Source organism: Evansella sp. AB-P1 (assembly GCF_029688925.1).
GTDB lineage: Bacteria > Bacillota > Bacilli > Bacillales > Salisediminibacteriaceae > Evansella.
This window is the reverse complement of sequence record NZ_JARUKY010000002.1, coordinates 53,670-71,711: the sequence shown is the minus strand read 5'-3', so window position 1 is coordinate 71,711 and position 18,042 is coordinate 53,670. Positions and strand designations below refer to the sequence as shown.

Sequence of the window (18,042 nt, the reverse complement as noted above, 5' to 3'; positions counted from 1 at the left end):
ATGATTATATTCTGTATAGAGAATATAATCGTTCTTTATATCGTATTTACTCGTTTTTTCTTACTTTTCTAGCCTTTTTCTACAATTTCTTCGTTCTATATAAAGTTCTTTCTACTAATAAACGTAAGACATGAACTAAAGTAATGGGATGACGCTTATAATTTTCCAAAAAAAAGAAGTGAGACCATTAGTCCCACTTCAATGTTTATTTAACTAGCTGGTGCTTTTTTATCTCCTGATTGAAGCTGATACATTGTATAGTATTTCCCTCGTTCAGCCATTAGTGATTCATGGTTCCCTCTTTCTACTATTTCTCCATGATCAAGAACTAAAATTTGATCAGCTTGACGTATTGTTGACAATCGATGTGCGATAACAAAAGTTGTTCTTCCTTCCTTAACGACATCCAAAGCTTGTTGAATAAGCTCCTCCGTTTCTGTATCAATATTCGCTGTTGCTTCATCGAGAATTAATATAGGAGGATTAAAGACAAGGGCTCGTGCAAAGGAAATGAGCTGTCTTTGTCCAGACGATAAGGTGCTACCCTTTTCTTTAACTTCTTCATCAATACCATTTGGAAGGTTTCGGATCATGCTACCTGCTCCAACTTTTTCTAAAGCAGCAATGATTTCTTCCTTCGTAATTGAAGGATCAGACATGCTTACATTTGAAGCGATTGTTCCCGTGAACAAAAATGGATCCTGCAACACGATAGCCATATGCTCCCGAAGGGCTTGCTTTGTTATAGTATGAATATCGGTGCCATCAATCGTAATTTTACCTTTTTGATGATCATAAAAACGGAAAAGGATATTCATAATAGAGCTTTTTCCTGAACCTGTATGACCTACAAAAGCTACAGTATTCCCCTGTTTAGCAGAAAAGGAAATATTTTTTAAGACATATTCATCCTTTTCATATGCGAAAAATACTTGTTCAAAATTTACATTACCTTTAAAGCGTTCTACCTTTTCATTTGATAAAGGTATACCACCTTCATCCATTAAAGAAAATACACGTTCACCAGCAATTCTCGCTTCCTCTAAATGCGCTAACTGATTCACGATACCATTTACAGGTTCGAATAATCTATTAATATAGTCAACAAAGGCATACAAAGCACCCATAGTAAACATAGCCCCTACCCCTAAAGCACCTCCACCAAAATACCAAATGAAAGCAACGAAAGTTAGGTTTCTAAAAAAATGAACGAGATTGAAGGATGTTAAGGAATTTAGAGACAGCAGCTTATGGTTATTACGATAATGCTCTTGGTTTAATGTTTCAAACTCCGTACTAACTTCCTTTTCTCTTCCAAAGGCTTGGATAACTGGCATTCCTTGAATACTTTCATTTATTTTTCCATTAATATCACTTAGTCGTTCTCGTATCATTCGATTATATTTTCCTGCATATTTCCTGTATAAAATCATCCATACGATTAATATCGGAATCAACAACAACGTAACTGTTGCTAAACGGGAATCTAGTAAAAACAAAGCTATAAAAATCCCTGTCATATAGATGATACTTGTAAAGAAAGTAGCTAATACCCGAACATAAAGCTCCCGAATGGCCTCTGTATCGTTTGTAATATGAGAAACGATCTTACCTGCTGGAAGATGATCAAAGTATTGGATTGGCAATTGATGTATTTTACCAAATACATCCTCACGCATTTGTTTAATAATTCGATTTGCAGAGGTTTGTAGGAGGTATCGCTGGTGATAGTGCAATATGGCCGCGACGACAATTAACAATAAATAGCCTCCCATTAAAAAGATAAGATATCGAATCTCTGGTTGAAAAAATTGAAAGACCTCTGTATTCGATAGTGAAGTTACAGAATAAGTTTCCATCCTTTCTCCACGTTCAATAATTAGTGTTTCATTTTCTACTCTTCGATTACCACCGTTTGGAACCTGTTCATCTATAAAATAATAGTTTAAACCTTGTTGATAAACCTGCACCACATGGTGTGTGTCAACATCTCCATCAAAACGATCCGATCGAATAAACTCCCTGTCTGAAAAAATAACTTCACCATCTTCTTCTACCTCTACCCAAGGGCGTTCTATACCAAGAATGTGATTATCGATCATTGTTTTTGCTATAAAAGGGCCAGTTAATTCTGCAGCCACTGCAATCATAAGAAGAAATAATGCTAACAGAATTGAACCTTTAAATTGCAATGCATACTGATACAATCGTTTACCTACTTGCTTTTTCATTTGAGGAACACCTCCACTGAATCCCGTTGACTTTGCTCCATTTGTTGTTTTGAGTACTGGTTAAAATACCAGCCTTCTCGTTCCAATAGATCCTCGTGGGAACCTTGTTCTATCACCTTACCATTTTCAAGAACGATAATAATTTCTGCATGTCGAACTGCTGACATACGGTGGGCAGTAATAAAGGTTGTTTTTCCCTTTCGTTCCCTACGAATATTATGGATGATGGTAGATTCCGTTTTGGCATCTACAGCAGAAAGGGCATCATCTAATAATAAGATTTCTGGATCCTTAATCAATGCTCTTGCAATGGAAATTCGCTGTTTTTGTCCCCCAGATAAGGAAACCCCTTTTTCTCCAACAAGGGTTTCTACTCCGTTTGAAAACGTATCAATATCGGCAGTGATGGAGGATAAATCCATAACACGATATAATTCAAACTCCTCTGCATTTGGTCGACCAAAAAAAATATTATCTCTAATGGACTTGGAAAATAAAAACTGATCCTGAGGTACGTAGCCAAACCAGCTTTTAAGCAAGTTTAATTGTATATTTTCAATGGCCACGTTAGAAATAAAAAGTCTACTATTATCAATTGGATACTCCCTTAATAGCTGCTTTAATAATGTTGTTTTGCCACTACCTGTTTTTCCAACTACCCCAACTGTTGCTCCCCTTGGAACAAGTAAAGAAATATTCTTTAGTACTTCTTCCTTAGAGCTTGGATAGTGGAACGATAAATTTCTAAATTCTATTTCTGTAGGCTTGTTGACGTCACATGGCTTCATACTATTTTTTACATCTGGTTCGTAATCAAAGGTTGTGTTTATTCGGTCCATGGAGGCATTTCCTCGTTGCATAATGTTCATTAACTCTCCAAATGCAAACATTGGCCATATAAGCATTCCTAAATAAATATTAAAGGACACTAACTGTCCTAGTGTTATTTCGTTATGAAATACGAGGAATGCACCGTAGCCTAATCCGATCATGTAGCTCAAGCCAACAAGAATTTTAATGGTTGGTTCAAATAAGGCATCTATTTTTGCAACAGCAATATTTTTTTGAAGCACATCATTTGTTAACCGATTAAAACGCTGTTGATCATCCTTTTCTTTTACGAATGCTCGAATAACTCGAACACCTGCAATTGATTCTAGCACTTGATCATTCATATCACCGAAAGCTCCTTGGGCTTTTGTAAAACGTTCATGAATAATTTTTCCATAACGTTTCATTAGCCAAGCCATAATTGGCAATGGGAGTATTGCAGCTAAGGTGAGCTTCCAGCTAACAAGGACAGACATCATGAATAAAATAATAACTAAATATACGGTCGAATCAATGAGAGTAAGAACCCCTATTCCAGTTGTTAATGAGATGGCTTTCAAATCATTCGTAGCTTTTGCCATCAAATCACCAGTTTTATTTTTTTCATAAAACGATGGTGTCATCTTCATTAAATGATGCATGTATCTTGAACGAAGAGTCCGTTCGATTATATATGCTCCACCAAAGAGCTGTCTCATCCATACGAAGGTCATAAGATAAATAATCACCATTAACCCTAAAAAAATGAGAATGTAATATTGAAGTCTTTCTGCTGTTAATTGCTCCTGGTGAACTTCATCAATAAAGTAGCCTAAAATTCTTGGGGGCAACACCTCTAATAAACTAACAATCAGCAAAAAGACGATTGCAATCGTATATCTTTTCCAATGCTTTTTAAAAAACCAGGTTAATTTCTTTAACGCTGAAAACATAATAACATCTCCCTGTTATATTCAATTGTTATTCTTTCACTAACCGCCACCTGCATTATCCTCCTCCGACAACCTTCTTTTACAAATAAAAAACCAAATAATCATCTCAACATTCCTCCTAAATCGATTTTTTATGTGAACGGTAAAGACCGATAACACCAACTAAAAATTAATCACATAGTCCCAAATAATCAATGGGCTGTAGAAAACTGTTTATAACGACAAAAAGACACAGAGGCATACTAATGGCCCATGTGTCTTTTATAAAACAAAGCTGATGAACAATTAGAAGCTGTGTTAGAGCTCCTTACATGTACAGACAGAATTCCCCTATCTTTTCAGCTATATTATCTTATAAAATAGAAAAAGGCGCATGCCACACAAATGCACGTGTGACCTGCCCCTTTGTTTTACAAAATGAACATACAACTAGAGAGATAGATCTCTACTATTAGGCGGAGTCACAACATGTATTTTTTTTACAATTTGATTGATTAAAGCATTATCATTCATTCTTAACTTAATCATGTTGGTCTCCTCCTTTCGAAATGTTTAGTAAATTTAGGTAATTTCTAATTAAGATCGTAGCGCTCCTAGTTTGTTTTCGTCAACACTTTTTTTATGCGTTCTGTTAGATTTTAATGTTGATTTTTGCTAAAAATACACTAACCTTTAAAACAGCCTTTTTAAAAATCAACTGAAACTTTTTCTGTAAATGTATAGTTTAATAGGTGAGAGGAGGCCGGAAGCATGTGTGAAAAATCGGAGCATGAACGTGAATGGATCCAAAATGCTTTAAATGGAGATGAACAGGCTTTTTATGAACTAATCAATCATTATCATACAACAGTAGAACGGTTCGCGAGACAAATAGGTGTCCGTGATGAGGATATACAGGATGTAACGCAAGAGGTTTTTATTAAGGTGTATCGCTTCCTACACAAATACTCTCGAGGGAAATTCAGTACATGGCTCTATAGTGTTACATTAAATGTGGCGAAGGATTTTTTCCGTAAGCAGAAGCGCGAAAATGCAAAGGTTTTAAAAACAATTCAGGAAAACCCTGTTACAAAATATGAGGAAAATCTTGATTTAACAGAGGATAGCCGCATTTTACATGATGCTATTAAGAAAATGGATGAGAAATATCGAATTCCAATTGTCCTATTTTACTTTCATGATGCATCTATTAAAGAAATTTCTACCATTATGGGGATGCGAGAAGCTACCGTTAAAACAAGATTAAAAAGAGGAAAGGAACGGTTAAAAGTAAGCATAGCGGAAGGAGGTATCCCATATGAGTCAAAAGCGTTTTGATAAAGGGATGAAAGAATTAAAACAGAAATATACCCAAGCAGAACCGACAACATCAGCGAAAGAAATCTTTCAATCTGTCCAACAATCAAAGCTATCGAGACGAAATAAATTCGTCACGTATATCCCTGCAATTGCAGCTTCTATTGGAATCCTATTCATAGCTGGCATTCTCTTTACTTCTCTTTTATCAGGAAATCAATTCAGCTTTGATGATTCGGCAAACTATGAATTGAGCAATGGACCGCTGAGAGAAAACGCTGTTCTGGATTCAAGTGATAATGAAATAGAAGAAGATATGGCTGAAAGCGGGGACCTATTTATTGATAGAAATAATAATGGTGAAGTTGTCTCAGATGATTTTAATTCACCTGTTGAATATAGAGTGGCTTTAGAAGATCGATCGCCACGTATTGTAAAGGAAATAAATGTAGGTGGAGAAAATATACATCAAGCTTATGAGTTGTACGTTAATCAGGCTCTTCGCTTTTCCACCTATGTAGATTCAACTATGACTATTGAGGAAGATATTAAGACAGAAAAAGTAAGCTTCACGTTAACAGAACGTACATGGATTTCTATTACAAGATTAGGAACTAGTGAAAATATTGATGTACATGCGGTAGAAAGGGAATATGAGTCAAATTTTGAAGAAGAAGGCTTTGTAATAGAAAGCAGTTCAACAGAGCAATCTTTTAATAATGTGGATTTCCAAGGATTCCTTAATCACCCTGATGATTGGATAAACCTTTATTATGCATTTATTGAGGATAATGGAGTAATTTATTACGTTGAGGCACAGCAACCAGTAAATAGTGAATACGTCACCTTTCATGATTCCATACAAACCTTTGTTGAAGAGCTTGTAGTTCAGTAAGATAGTCTAATTTGTACGTAAATGTATAGAACCAAAATGTACGGAACCTGATTCCGTATATTTTGGTGAACATTTTTTCTTAACAGACACAAAACGTTCAGGAAACAGGTCCCTGAACGTTTTGTGTCATTTATAGATTCGAAGGACATATCCTCCGCACCCACACTGATCTATATACTTTATTTGAATAGAGTCACCGTACTTCTCTTTAAGTACTGGACTTAAATATTCTACTGGATTGCCAAATGTATTTGGCGTTACCAGATTTACATAGGCACCTTTCGTCGTTTCATCGACAGCCTCAATCCCATGTTGAATAACTAGATCTTGATCTAATTCATACTCTCCATGTTCTAATGACGCTGACCAAGAAAGTATAGTCTTTTTCATTCCTTCAACTCCCTTTTGTACTTACCTTTAATTCCTGTTCTACAATTTGTTCAATTAGCGGTTCGAACCACTGTGAAAGAGGCATAAATTCATAACCTGCAGCCTTTGCCATAGAAACATCTTGATAAATAGATACGGGAAAATTCATAGGAGAGCTTTCTGACTTCATTTTCGGTTGTTCAACCTTCCCTTTTTTTCCTATTTTCTTCTCAATTACCTTTATCATTTCGCCTAAAGTAATTTGATCTGGTGCTGAGGTGTTCACAGGTCCATTCAAATTTTGAAATCCAACCCAAAACAAAAATTCAGCTAAATCACCAGCCTCTACAAAAGAGAGCTTTGTATCCGAGTCATCAATACCTATAACTTCATCAGATAATATTTTCCGAACATAGTACTGAAGACGTTCTGTATAATCATCCAATCCTAATACAATTGGTGGCCGGGGAGCTACGACTGGGAAAGTTGCCTCTTGTAGCAACACTGCTTCTGCTAACCTCTTTCCTTCACCGTATTCAAAATCCTCCTTACGTCCATCTTCCAAATCATAAACAAAAGGATCAAAATCCTTTTCTACCTTTAAGGCCTTTTCATCAAACGGGTAAACGGAAAGAGTGGATGTTAATACATACTTTTTAACCTTTCCCTCAAAAATCTCAAGTGCATCTCTGGCGTCGTCTGGCGAGAAACAAATTTGATCATAAATAACATCCCATGTTTCGTCATCAAAAGCCCTTTCCATCGAACGTCTATTAAAACGATCCACTTTTAATCGATTTACACTGTTACCAAACGAATCTTTCGTTTCCCCTCTTGTGGCAATTGTTACTTTATCCCCGTTTTCAATAAGCTTTTGTACGAGACGTTTTCCGAAAAAACGAGTTCCCCCTAGAACTAAGATCTTTCTCATGCTCCATCCCTCTCTCCAATAAAATTATAAATGAATTTATTAAGAATGTTATTGATATAGATCACATTAAAAGAATATTCTGATACTTCCATCCTTTTATTTTAAACTAAGATGAATCGTTTATATATAAAAAATAGTTAAGGCGGTCAAAAGAGTTTTTCATTATTAATAAAGTCATTCCAATAAAAGATCCACTGAAATAGCCGACTAATCTTTATCCACATCACACAAATTTTACTTTTTACTATCAAACAATAAATTCCTCTTGACGGTGAAACATAAAACCAATATACTGCAAGTGTACTACTACAAATAATACACATAATATTTTTAACATATGATCCAAATAGACTTTCCAAAAAGCTAAAAGGTGGTGAAAGGATGTATTTCAATATTGACCCAAAAAAAAATACACCTTTATATGAACAAGTCATTCAGCAAGTGAAAGAAATGTGTGCCAAAGGGATTTTGAAACCAAATGAAAAGCTACCTTCAGTTAGAGAATTATCCTCTCAAATGGTTATTAACCCAAATACTGTGAGTAAAGCTTATCAAGAACTTGAACGACAAGGTGTAATCATAACCATTCGAGGTCGTGGAACATTTATTTCAGAAGAAATAAACCAATTACAAGATCCAAGGCAGGTGGAAAAATTGAAGCAATCACTAAAGCAAATGATTATTGATAGCCATTATGCAGGGATAACAAAAGAAGAAGTATCCACATGGTTGGAGGAAATTTACGATGAAATAGGAGGGAATAACAATGAGGATTAAACATCTTTCCAAGCGAGTTCATCAGCATATTATTTTATCTGATATAGATTTTGAAGTGAATACAGGTAATATTATTGGGATTGTAGGGAGAAATGGTGCTGGGAAAACGACCTTACTACGTACAATGGTAGGTATTCTCGATCCAACGGAAGGGGACGTTCTTATTGGTGAAGAATCTATCTTTCAGAACCCGAAGCTAAAAGAAGAAATAATTTTTGTGCCAGATTCCTCACAAGCTTTAAAGGCATATAGTACGAAGGAAATCGTAACACTTTATAAAAACATCTATCCACGGTTTGACGTAGAATACTTTCACGATCTAATGAATCGTTTTTCACTACCGAACGTAAAACGAATTGGAAATTATTCAAAGGGGATGAAAGCACTCTTTTCACTCGTTGTTGCTTTCTCAACAAGAGCAAAATATATTCTTCTAGACGAACCCACTGATGGACTAGATGTCATCGTAAAAAAGAGAATTTTAAAAATTTTAGTAGAAGAGGTTGCGGAAAACGATATGGCAGTTATTATATCCTCTCACCGATTGGATGAATTAGAGTTCATGGCAAACGATATTGTCATGATTAAAGAAGGAAAAGTGGATAGTCATTATGAGCTAGATGCATTAAAAACGCAATATAAAAAAGCACAGGTTGCTTTCCAAGATCACATGCCTGACGCTGTAAAAAAAGAAGTGAATATCATCAATCAAACAGGTAGAGTATATACGATCATTTTAGAACGAAAGAACATCCAGGGGGAAAGCATTGTTCAAGAACATAATCCAATACTTTACGAAGAACTTCCCATCTCTCTTGAAGATCTTTTTATTGCAAAACTAGGAGGTGAAGACATTGTTTCATAAAGGACTTTGGTATCAAAACTATAAACAAACGAAAATGGTCGTCTGGATATTATTAGTGCTATTTGTCATCCACCTTCCATTTCAGACAATTTTACTATTAGAATCATGGCGATCACATGTGAAACATATGAACGAACATTTCCCAGGACAACAAGTAGAGTTTCATGCCTTTGAGATTTATAATTTATACTTTCAAGGAATATTTCCATTCATCGTTATGTTCGGCATTATCTTTTTAGCATGCTTACTTATTGGAGTAGAAAGAAATACAAGAAGAATGGATTTCACCTTTTCCCTACCATTTTCTAGAAAAGACATGTTCTTATCGAAATGGTTATATGGCATGTTACTCATCTTCGTTTTCCATATTGTTAATTTTTTCATATCCTATTTCACGTTTATGCAATCGGAGTTTAGTAGTGAGTTAGGAAAGGTTACATTAATTGAAATATTTTACGGACCTCTAATCGGCTATCTATTAGTCTTTACATTTGCTTTGTTTATTGGAACGATTACTGGAGAAATGATATCACAAATTGCTTTAACGTTTATCTTCGGAATTTTCCCAATAGGCGTAATGATTCTTGTGCAATCGTTGATAGAAGTTCACTTTGGTTACAGTCGTTTCTGGATTGAGAATTTGCAATGGGTTGAGAATATAACGATATTTAATTTTGTCCTAAACCATCAAGGGAATGAATTCCTCGACCTACTTTATCCGCTAATAGGAATTGCTTTATTTACTATATTAAGTATTTTTCTTTACGAAAGAAATAAAATTGAGCATAATGGTGAGTTTTTAATCTTCAAACAACTGAATCCAATATTTCTTGTTGGAATCACTATCTGTTTCGCCCTATTAGGAGGAATTATCATATCCTCTCTAGCACCTTGGAACGCTACAACATTACGTATCATAGCCTATTGGATTGGCGTAGGAATTTTCCTTCTATTCTCCTACCTCATCACAAGACGATTACTACGAATGAATATCATGATCAAAAACAAATAAGCCACAAAAATGTCACGAACCTGGTTCGTGACATTTTTGTGGCTAAACTTCTTATTTCTTATAATATTTTCATAAAATTGATGACATACTCTCACGATTTGTTGGGTATAGGATTAATTATGGAACAGATTGACTTTGATAGGTAGGGTGAGTGTCCATGAAACAACTCTCTTTATATCGAATTACAGTGATTGTTTCAATGTTTATTAAGTTTATTTTCCAGGTTTATATGTTTAATAAGAAGAATAAAAATTGGGATACAACGACATATGAAGCTTGGGAGAACTTATTAAGAAAGCAAGCGGAAGAATACCGAATAAAAGCAATTAAACTACAAGGTTTATTAATTAAGGTGGGTCAATTTTTAAGCACTCGAGCAGATATTTTCCCTCAAGCATTTTTAGAAGAGCTAACAGACCTCATTGATCAAGTCCCCCCTGTCCCAGTTGAAGTTTCTAAAAGAATACTAAAAAAGGAATGGAATAGAGAAATTGACGATATATTATTAAATCTTAGCAACAAACCTGTTGCATCTGCTTCTATTGGAGAGGTTTACAAAGGAACACTACACAATGGGCAAGAGGTAGCAATAAAAATTCAAAGACACGACATCGATAAAATTATTAAAAAGGATTTCAAAGCTCTACGTATTGTCTTATGGATAGCTAAAAAATTCACAACCATTGGTAAAAAAGCTGATTTAAGTGCGTTATACAAAGAGATGGTCATTACTATAAGTGATGAATTAAATTATGAAAAAGAGCTTAAAAATGGGCAGTATTTCCAATCCCGTTTTCAAGAAAACAAAAAAATTTACATTCCACAATTCTACGAAGAATATTCCACTAAACGAGTATTAGTCATGGAATGGATTAACGGAGCAAAAATTACTGACATCCCTTATTTAACAAAGCACCATATTGATCGAGAAAAAGTCGGGAAAGAATTATTTGATTTTTTTGTGGAACAGCTACTTGATTATGGTACTTTCCACGCAGACCCTCATCAAGGCAACATTCTTATAACAAAAACCGGTACAATTGTCCTCATCGATTTTGGAATGATAGGCTTCGTGGACCGTCATGATACATTGATGCTTAGACAAATGATTCAAGGCTTTGTGTTAAAGGACTACCAATTAATAATTAAACAACTTGAAGAGTTAGGCTTTCTCCTTCCACATGCAAATAAACGTCAGCTGCAAACCATATTAAAGCATGGAGTGGAGGCATATCTTGATGAATCACTCATTGCATTAGATCAAGCGTTAATCGAAAGAATCTTTGATGATCTACAAGACCTCGTGAGAAATCAACCGATTCAGCTACCTGCAGAGTATGCATTTTTAGGTCGAGCTGCTTCTATTGCCCTTGGGGTATTAACCATTGTAGATCCTAAAATTGACTTTATTGAGTTAGGAAAGCCAGTTGTACAAAAATGGTTAAATGAGTCGAATGGGGAACAGGAAAAGTCCTTTCAATATGATCTCCTAAAAGATGCAGCAAAACCACTACTTCACGTACCAAAAAATTTAAACCAATGGTTAGAAGCCCCAAAGCAACAGCTAGAGCAATCAGAACGGCAACAATGGAACAGCTATGAGCAAGCACGAAAATTGTTAGTCACAGTCTTTTCGTTTATTACCTTTATCATTTCCTTTATCTTATTGTTCATATCCATATGGTTAAACCATACCTTTTTAATATACCTTTCATTAGGCTCTACCATCATATCTATCCTGCTAATCATTATTTTCACAGCCAGCCACAGTCGCTGGGTCAAAAATAATCATCGGTAATTAACAACAAGCTCTAACCAATCATTTCATAACAGCTATTATTAAGTATCAATAAAAAACATTAGGAGGTTTTTTACTATGTCAGATTTATTTAAAAAAGGTTTTTTGCTAGGTCTAGGTGTTGCTGTTGCAAGCAAAGAAAAAGTAGAAAAGTACATTAATGAACTAGTCTCTAAAGGAAAGGTGACACCGAAGGAAGCGGATGAGTTATTTGATTCTTTAATAAAAAAAGGTGAAGAAACAGGTGATCGTTGGAGCAGATTATCCAAGGAAAAAGCACGTTCTGTTTTCGATGATTTAGACATTGCCTCCAAGCAGGATCTGGAAAAATTAGAGCAGCGAATTGCTTTACTAGAAAAGAAATTAAATGAACAGTCAAATGAATAATACAAAATAAACTTTCACCTCTCATGCAAGTGGAAATTTGCACCATGGGGGGTGATAATTTTCTTCCAATGGTGTTAGGTGTTCATCCGTTACTGGCGACTCAATTACACCTAAAGTCAGCCAAAACTTTTCACGGGATATAATTGACAACGAATGCATAGTATATTGTTTTTTTTCATATGAAACATTAACAGTATGCTATACCTTAAGTACCTTTTTATTTTTTATTACCACCCGTATTACATCATGTCATATTTAAAGGAGGTACGTTGATGGATATCACACAGCTCCATTCTGGTGACTCTGTTTTTGTCATTTGTCGAAATCCACATACACAAACTGTAGCTGAGATTCAAGAAGCTTCTGTTGTTGAACATCCTGATCATCCAGGCAGGACGGTATTATTTTTATTTGAAGATTATATCCCATTAACTGATGACTATGCCCTTTTTTCAAGCTATCAAGAAGCGGAAGAAATGTATAATATGTATTTCAACGAAACAGAAATCGACATGTATTAACAATCCATAAAAACTAGAATTACAAACAGGTAAAATATACTGTGGTTAAGTAAAGGAAAAAGGCTAACAATACTTTTACAATAGTATAAAACATCTAGAAGGTGAAAAAGTTGACGATTAAGCCATTTACACCACAGCTAGTATATATCGAACCAAAAGCATTAGAATATCCTTTAGGAGAAAAACTAAAGGGAAAATTCGAAAAAATGGGGCTGGAAATTCGCCAAACAACTTCTCATAACCAGGTTCGAAACATCCCAGGAGAAAATGATTTACAAAAGTATAGAAATGCAAAATCAACTCTCGTTGTTGGTGTTAGAAAAACATTGAAATTCGACACATCTAAACCCTCTGCTGAATATGCAATTCCTCTTGCAACAGGATGTATGGGGCACTGTCAATATTGTTATTTACAAACAACGATGGGAAGTAAGCCTTACATCCGAACATATGTGAATGTAGAAGAAATATTAGGAGCAGCTCAATCATACATTGACGAGCATGCTCCTGAAATAACAAGATTTGAAGCAGCATGTACATCAGACATTGTTGGAATTGATCATTTAACACATTCTTTAAAGAAAACGATTGAGTTTTTCGGTAAAACGGAATTAGGTAAGCTACGGTTCGTCACGAAGTATCATCATGTGGATCATTTATTAGATGCAGACCATCGCGGAAAAACTCGATTCCGCTTTAGCATCAATGCAGACTATGTTATTCGCAACTTTGAACATGGTACTTCCCCATTAACAGAACGGATAGGGGCAGCAGAAAAGGTTGCAAGAGCTGGATATCCTCTTGGATTTATTGTAGCACCTATTTACATTCATGAAGGATGGCAGGAAGGTTATAAAAAAATGTTCGAAATACTAGATGAAAAACTAGGACAGGATACTCGTGATGATATTACCTTCGAATTTATTCAGCATCGATTTACAAAACCAGCAAAACGCGTCATTCAAAAAAATTACCCTATGACAAAGCTGGAACTTGATGAGGAAAAACGAAAGTATAAATGGGGAAAGTACGGAATTGGAAAATACGTATATCAGATAGAACAACAAGAGGAATTAAAAGATACTCTTTATAGTTATATGAACAAATACTTCCCAAAGGCAAAAATTGAATATTTTACTTAGAGTAAAAACCTTCATGCCATATCCCTGCCTGAAGGTTTTTTATTGGAAGCAAAATATACTTTCAACCTGCACCCTAGTCTTTTCCATTAAATTCTCTACTCATTTCTTCTATTGTTATCCACATGGTCCACGCTTCGTTCAGTTGTTTTCGGTAATAATCATTTATAATGGTATTTGACGATAAAATTTGGACTACCCTATCTTTAGATAGGCGACTCCATTCTGCAATATCATCAATGGTTATATCACCATCCTTAAGCAAACCAATTAATTTTGTTATAACCAAATCTTTGTGATGCCGTCCATTCATTTTCCTTCTCATATTTGACTTAAAAGTAAAAGATTCCATGGTTAATTCATTAAGATTCATTGTATTTACTACCATTTTACGTAATATAGCTATTTTTTCTGATGCTAGTATTTCAACTTCCTGCCCACTTTTCTCCTTATCTTTTATCTGATTTAATACTACCTCTTGAAAATGATAAGGACGTTTTCTCTTCTTAAGTTCATTCTGCAAAAAAACTGTCCTTTTCGCCCCATGAAAAAAATAGTTGTGCCTCTCCATATTCATTACAAGTATGGTAAATAAATAATCGTTCCATACGATCCAAGGGATATCACCTAAGGATTCGTACCATTGAGTAAACTTTCTCATCACACTTGGAAAAGTTGATGCTAACCACCAATCGGAATAGTTTGGATGATTTTCCTTTTTCCAGGGCGAAAATACTGGCCGAATAAAGGAATGGAAGGAGCCACCTTCAATAAGAATTCCATCAACTACTTGAAGCTGTATAGCGGCGATTTCCGTCATTTCACAAAAGTTGTTAAATCCTTTCTCTTTTGTCCAGTTTATCTCCATTAATATGGCTTTCATCCTTTTTCTCACTCCTATGCTGTCTCTCTTACATCATAGAACGAGATTTTAGGATGTTATGTTTCAATATTTTGAATAGAAAACGTGTTGTAGTAGTCATTTTTATTATTTTTGCATAAATGGTTGTATTAAGTAGGTTATACATATAGATCCTAAACCCAATATAAGAAAGCCCCACCAAGCATCTATCAACAAGGCTCCTCCTACTGCTCCAATAATAAAGATAATGGGTAAATTCACAACAAAAACTGCTTTTGAAGTGTAATGAAAAAGCTTCTCATTATCCCAATCAAATAACTTTAAAAATGTTGCTTTTTTTAATTCTGTTACATAATAGTTACTCATTTGTAAAATAATTAAAATTGTAAGAATCCAAATTATCCATTTTATTACATCTGGTGCTAAAATTATTGCAAACTGAATCCCACCAATTAATTGTAGAAATACCATCCGTCTATCTTTACTTCTTAAAAGATACTTTATATATATTTCTATAAACGCGGATTGTGTTGTACGTTTGAAAAAAATACTTCCTGAGTTTCGGAACAACCATGACCTTTTTTTCTTCCTCATTACTTTAAGCTTTTCATATTTCGGAGCTCCTAGTAAACTAGCACTTTGCAAAGCATATGTCATAAAACGATATTTCAATTTTATTTCACGTGTTAAATCCTCTTCAAATGTATCTCTTTGGTGGAGTTTATAGATAAGTAACAGAAGATTTAATACTAGTAATATGAAAATGGAAAGGATAATCAACAATTTGTCATTTATGCTAAACCAAACATAGAGAATCCAACTATAAATGACAGCTGAAAGAAGTATAAAACATGAATATACAATATAAAATTGCCATCCAGAAAACCTAGCATGAACTATTTGTTTAATTGTGGTAACAAGAAACCTTGAAATAGAAATAAAAAAAAGTAAAGCAATTGTAATAAAGATTGGATAATTAAGCTGAACGATTAAAATTGGTGCAAGAATGATAAAAATTACCGTTGTTAGAATGAAATTGACTAAAGACGAATAAGCCATTCCTAATTTCATTAAATAATAGAATTTTTTTTCGTATTGTCTATAAAAAAGCTGATCTCCCTTTTCAATAAAGAGACGAATGTTACCTGTATAGATGAAAAAGAATAGAAAAAGGAGTGACACAAATTGAATTTCAGATGCCTTCCATTCCCATGGCGTCTGCCACCATTCAATATATTGATAAAAAGAAATTACTGCTGCAGGAATAATTAAGTATAGCCAGGTGACCCAGTCAACTGTCCGTTTATAAAGATCTAATATAGTACAATAATGCTTTTTCACTCTTGTTTGAAAAATCCTTTTTGTTGTGTTTTTTTCCATTTCTACCACTCCACAAGTTCTTCAAAGCAATCCAATAATGAACCATTTGGTAAGCCTGCTTCCTTTCGAATCTGCTCTATATTACCCGTCGCTTTAATATGGCCATCTGCAATAAGCAACAAGTAGTCACAAATTTTTTCCGCTGTATCTAGTACATGTGTAGACATTAAAATTCCTGCTCCACGCTTTTTCTCCTGATCTATGTAGCGTAAAAATTGTTTTGTTGATTTAGGGTCTAACCCTAAAAATGGTTCATCTACTATGTAAACTTTAGGTTTTATTAGAAAAGCTATTATGATCATGAGTTTTTGTTGCATTCCTTTTGAAAAACTAGATGGGAGATGGTGTATAACATGTTCCATACGAAAATCCTCCAACAGTTTTTTTGCATCTTTCTTCCATTCAGTCTCATGTAACTCACAAACAGTTGCAGCAAAGGCTAGATGCTCCCATAGGGTTAATTCTTCATAAAATGTTGGTTGTTCTGGTATGTATGCATACCTCTTACCAGAAGTTTGTTTGAACAATATAGTCCCATCTATATCAAGCATGTCTAAAATAGCCTTTATAGTTGTACTTTTCCCAGCGCCATTTGCCCCAATCAGTCCCACTAATTCCCCTTCACCAACGTCAAATTGTATATTTGTAATGGTATTTTTCTCATCATGATAGCCTGCTCTTTCTATTTTTACTTCAAGAACATTTTTCAAAATATCACATCCTACATTTAATAACCTTTACTATTGGCAACTAGTAGTACGATTTACATTTAGATAATGTTTCGAATTTTTTTATGATAATTAGTAATTTCAAAAAAAAAACCACTTCATAGGAAGTGAGTAGAAACATAACTTATATGATTATTCAAAACGATATTCCATGCTATCAGCTACTGGTTTATAACCGATTTTCATATAGATACTGTTGGAAATAGGGTTATCTAGATCTGTATATAAACTACAAAATTTAAAACCTTCTTGAAGTAATCTCTTACTTAGTGCTGCTACACACGTAGTTGCATACCCTTGTTTTTTGTATTCATCAGGGGTATAAACTAAGCTCACAACGACTCCGTTTTCAGATTCCCTAGCTCGTTTAGCCATTGAAACAGGAGTACATGATTCAGTACGCCAAAGAAAGATTGTATTTCTTTTGATTTCATTTTTTACAAAAAGCTCCGCCTGCTCCATATCAATTGGTTCTAAGGACTCCTCATAAAATTTCTGAGTCCAATATGTGACTAGTGCTAAGTCATCTTCCGTTGCATAACAGAGCCTTCCCTTACGCATAGATACTTGATTGAGCTCTTCAAGTTGATAAATACGTTGCCTCATATATTGCTTAACTTGTTTTCCAGATTTCCTTCCCCAAGCCTCAGCAAATTTATCTACCAACGGTCTACAGCCTACTACACCAGGAATGGAAATTTTTCGTTTATGTAACCATTGAACTGCTACATCAACAAACTCTTCATTACCACATATAACGAGGTTGTAAGGAGGCGTTTGAACCATTACGAAAGGAACTGCTTCACCCTCTTTTTCTCCTAACACGATAATTGGTTGTTGTCCATCCTTGTAATGAACATTTTTTTCCTCTTCCACCTTTAATCGTCTTAATAATCCAAGAGGGAGGTTATTTTCCGCTTCCTTTTCCATTAAGGGTTTTTCAATTTTTTTTAAAACAATTGTTGGTGATGTGTATGCACGTAAACGTATGTCCATGATCCACTCCCCCTAACAAATTCATGTATACTGCTGAAAGTAAATTTTATTTTTACTTCTCTATCAATATATTCCAGTTATTCTTTTAAAAA

The 18,042-nt window shown here is 34.6% G+C and carries 17 protein-coding genes; 9 read left to right on the top strand and 8 right to left on the bottom strand.

All coding sequences use genetic code 11. From position 1 onward, the window contains the following. Positions 1–209 precede the first annotated feature (209 nt). Both QA612_RS02545 and QA612_RS02540 read right to left on the bottom strand, forming a co-directional pair. Complete coding sequence (locus QA612_RS02545) at positions 210–2,231, bottom strand: ABC transporter ATP-binding protein (protein WP_278282185.1); 2,022 nt, start codon at positions 2,229–2,231, stop codon at positions 210–212. Further along, entirely contained in the window at positions 2,228–3,994 is a 1,767-nt protein-coding gene (locus QA612_RS02540; RefSeq protein ID WP_278282184.1) for an ABC transporter ATP-binding protein, read from the bottom strand. Before QA612_RS02540 ends, QA612_RS02545 begins: the two co-directional genes overlap by 4 nt. A 750-nt stretch (positions 3,995–4,744) precedes the next feature. Between QA612_RS02540 and QA612_RS02535 the strand changes: the two genes are divergently transcribed. Next, on the top strand, positions 4,745–5,311 hold the full coding sequence (locus tag QA612_RS02535; RefSeq protein WP_278282183.1) for an RNA polymerase sigma factor: 567 nt from the start codon (positions 4,745–4,747) through the stop codon (positions 5,309–5,311). Beyond that, positions 5,292–6,185, top strand: a complete 894-nt coding sequence (locus QA612_RS02530) for a hypothetical protein (RefSeq protein ID WP_278282182.1) — start codon at positions 5,292–5,294, stop codon at positions 6,183–6,185. The genes QA612_RS02535 and QA612_RS02530 overlap by 20 nt, the downstream gene beginning before the upstream one ends. A gap of 126 nt (positions 6,186–6,311) precedes the next feature. On the opposite strand, the gene QA612_RS02525 is transcribed toward QA612_RS02530, so the two are convergent. Further along, positions 6,312–6,575 (bottom strand): CGCGG family putative rSAM-modified RiPP protein, encoded by a 264-nt coding sequence (locus tag QA612_RS02525; RefSeq protein WP_278282181.1) that lies wholly within the window; start codon positions 6,573–6,575, stop codon positions 6,312–6,314. A gap of 4 nt (positions 6,576–6,579) precedes the next feature. Further along, on the bottom strand, positions 6,580–7,485 hold the full coding sequence (locus tag QA612_RS02520) for an NAD-dependent epimerase/dehydratase family protein (RefSeq protein WP_278282180.1): 906 nt from the start codon (positions 7,483–7,485) through the stop codon (positions 6,580–6,582). Positions 7,486–7,866: 381 nt separating this feature from the next. Here QA612_RS02520 and QA612_RS02515 point away from each other — a divergent pair, with 381 nt between their 5' ends. From QA612_RS02515 to splB, 7 genes are all read left to right on the top strand, one after another. After that, entirely contained in the window at positions 7,867–8,262 is a 396-nt protein-coding gene (locus tag QA612_RS02515; protein WP_278282179.1) for a GntR family transcriptional regulator, read from the top strand. Beyond that, positions 8,252–9,127, top strand: a complete 876-nt coding sequence (locus QA612_RS02510; protein ID WP_278282178.1) for an ABC transporter ATP-binding protein — start codon at positions 8,252–8,254, stop codon at positions 9,125–9,127. Before QA612_RS02515 ends, QA612_RS02510 begins: the two co-directional genes overlap by 11 nt. Continuing rightward, positions 9,117–10,139 carry an ABC-2 transporter permease gene (locus QA612_RS02505; RefSeq protein ID WP_278282177.1) on the top strand — a complete coding sequence of 341 codons (1,023 nt, stop codon included), beginning with the start codon at positions 9,117–9,119 and terminating at the stop codon, positions 10,137–10,139. Before QA612_RS02510 ends, QA612_RS02505 begins: the two co-directional genes overlap by 11 nt. A gap of 157 nt (positions 10,140–10,296) precedes the next feature. After that, positions 10,297–11,937 (top strand): ABC1 kinase family protein, encoded by a 1,641-nt coding sequence (locus QA612_RS02500; protein ID WP_278282176.1) that lies wholly within the window; start codon positions 10,297–10,299, stop codon positions 11,935–11,937. Positions 11,938–12,015: 78 nt separating this feature from the next. Next, complete coding sequence (locus QA612_RS02495; protein ID WP_278282175.1) at positions 12,016–12,324, top strand: phasin family protein; 309 nt, start codon at positions 12,016–12,018, stop codon at positions 12,322–12,324. Between the two features lie 272 nt (positions 12,325–12,596). Then, on the top strand, positions 12,597–12,845 hold the full coding sequence (locus tag QA612_RS02490) for a transcriptional regulator SplA domain-containing protein (protein ID WP_278282174.1): 249 nt from the start codon (positions 12,597–12,599) through the stop codon (positions 12,843–12,845). Between the two features lie 116 nt (positions 12,846–12,961). Then, positions 12,962–13,987: a spore photoproduct lyase gene (gene splB, locus QA612_RS02485; RefSeq protein WP_347568856.1), complete on the top strand. Its 1,026-nt coding sequence runs from the start codon at positions 12,962–12,964 to the stop codon at positions 13,985–13,987. A 73-nt stretch (positions 13,988–14,060) separates the two neighbouring features. Here the strand turns inward: splB and QA612_RS02480 are convergent, their stop codons facing one another. The 4 genes from QA612_RS02480 to QA612_RS02465 form a co-directional block, all read right to left on the bottom strand. Beyond that, positions 14,061–14,867 carry a 3'-5' exonuclease family protein gene (locus tag QA612_RS02480; RefSeq protein ID WP_278282172.1) on the bottom strand — a complete coding sequence of 269 codons (807 nt, stop codon included), beginning with the start codon at positions 14,865–14,867 and terminating at the stop codon, positions 14,061–14,063. A gap of 105 nt (positions 14,868–14,972) precedes the next feature. Continuing rightward, entirely contained in the window at positions 14,973–16,226 is a 1,254-nt protein-coding gene (locus QA612_RS02475; RefSeq protein ID WP_278282171.1) for an ABC transporter permease, read from the bottom strand. A 2-nt stretch (positions 16,227–16,228) separates the two neighbouring features. Next, complete coding sequence (locus QA612_RS02470) at positions 16,229–16,936, bottom strand: ABC transporter ATP-binding protein (protein WP_347568855.1); 708 nt, start codon at positions 16,934–16,936, stop codon at positions 16,229–16,231. 150 nt (positions 16,937–17,086) lie between these two features. After that, complete coding sequence (locus tag QA612_RS02465; protein ID WP_278282170.1) at positions 17,087–17,950, bottom strand: GNAT family N-acetyltransferase; 864 nt, start codon at positions 17,948–17,950, stop codon at positions 17,087–17,089. Positions 17,951–18,042 lie beyond the last annotated feature (92 nt).

Excerpts from the sequence above, each read along its gene's own strand:
- QA612_RS02535 (WP_278282183.1), top strand. The coding sequence starts at position 4,745 with ATGTGTGAAAAATCGGAGCATGAACGTGAATGGATCCAAAATGCTTTA.
- QA612_RS02490 (WP_278282174.1), top strand. The coding sequence starts at position 12,597 with ATGGATATCACACAGCTCCATTCTGGTGACTCTGTTTTTGTCATTTGT.
- QA612_RS02495 (WP_278282175.1), top strand. The coding sequence starts at position 12,016 with ATGTCAGATTTATTTAAAAAAGGTTTTTTGCTAGGTCTAGGTGTTGCT.
- QA612_RS02475 (WP_278282171.1), bottom strand. The coding sequence starts at position 16,226 with ATGGAAAAAAACACAACAAAAAGGATTTTTCAAACAAGAGTGAAAAAG.
- QA612_RS02465 (WP_278282170.1), bottom strand. The coding sequence starts at position 17,950 with ATGGACATACGTTTACGTGCATACACATCACCAACAATTGTTTTAAAA.
- QA612_RS02525 (WP_278282181.1), bottom strand. The coding sequence starts at position 6,575 with ATGAAAAAGACTATACTTTCTTGGTCAGCGTCATTAGAACATGGAGAG.
- QA612_RS02520 (WP_278282180.1), bottom strand. The coding sequence starts at position 7,485 with ATGAGAAAGATCTTAGTTCTAGGGGGAACTCGTTTTTTCGGAAAACGT.
- QA612_RS02530 (WP_278282182.1), top strand. The coding sequence starts at position 5,292 with ATGAGTCAAAAGCGTTTTGATAAAGGGATGAAAGAATTAAAACAGAAA.
- QA612_RS02515 (WP_278282179.1), top strand. The coding sequence starts at position 7,867 with ATGTATTTCAATATTGACCCAAAAAAAAATACACCTTTATATGAACAA.
- QA612_RS02545 (WP_278282185.1), bottom strand. The coding sequence starts at position 2,231 with ATGAAAAAGCAAGTAGGTAAACGATTGTATCAGTATGCATTGCAATTT.
- QA612_RS02540 (WP_278282184.1), bottom strand. The coding sequence starts at position 3,994 with ATGTTTTCAGCGTTAAAGAAATTAACCTGGTTTTTTAAAAAGCATTGG.
- QA612_RS02480 (WP_278282172.1), bottom strand. The coding sequence starts at position 14,867 with ATGAAAGCCATATTAATGGAGATAAACTGGACAAAAGAGAAAGGATTT.
- QA612_RS02500 (WP_278282176.1), top strand. The coding sequence starts at position 10,297 with ATGAAACAACTCTCTTTATATCGAATTACAGTGATTGTTTCAATGTTT.
- QA612_RS02510 (WP_278282178.1), top strand. The coding sequence starts at position 8,252 with ATGAGGATTAAACATCTTTCCAAGCGAGTTCATCAGCATATTATTTTA.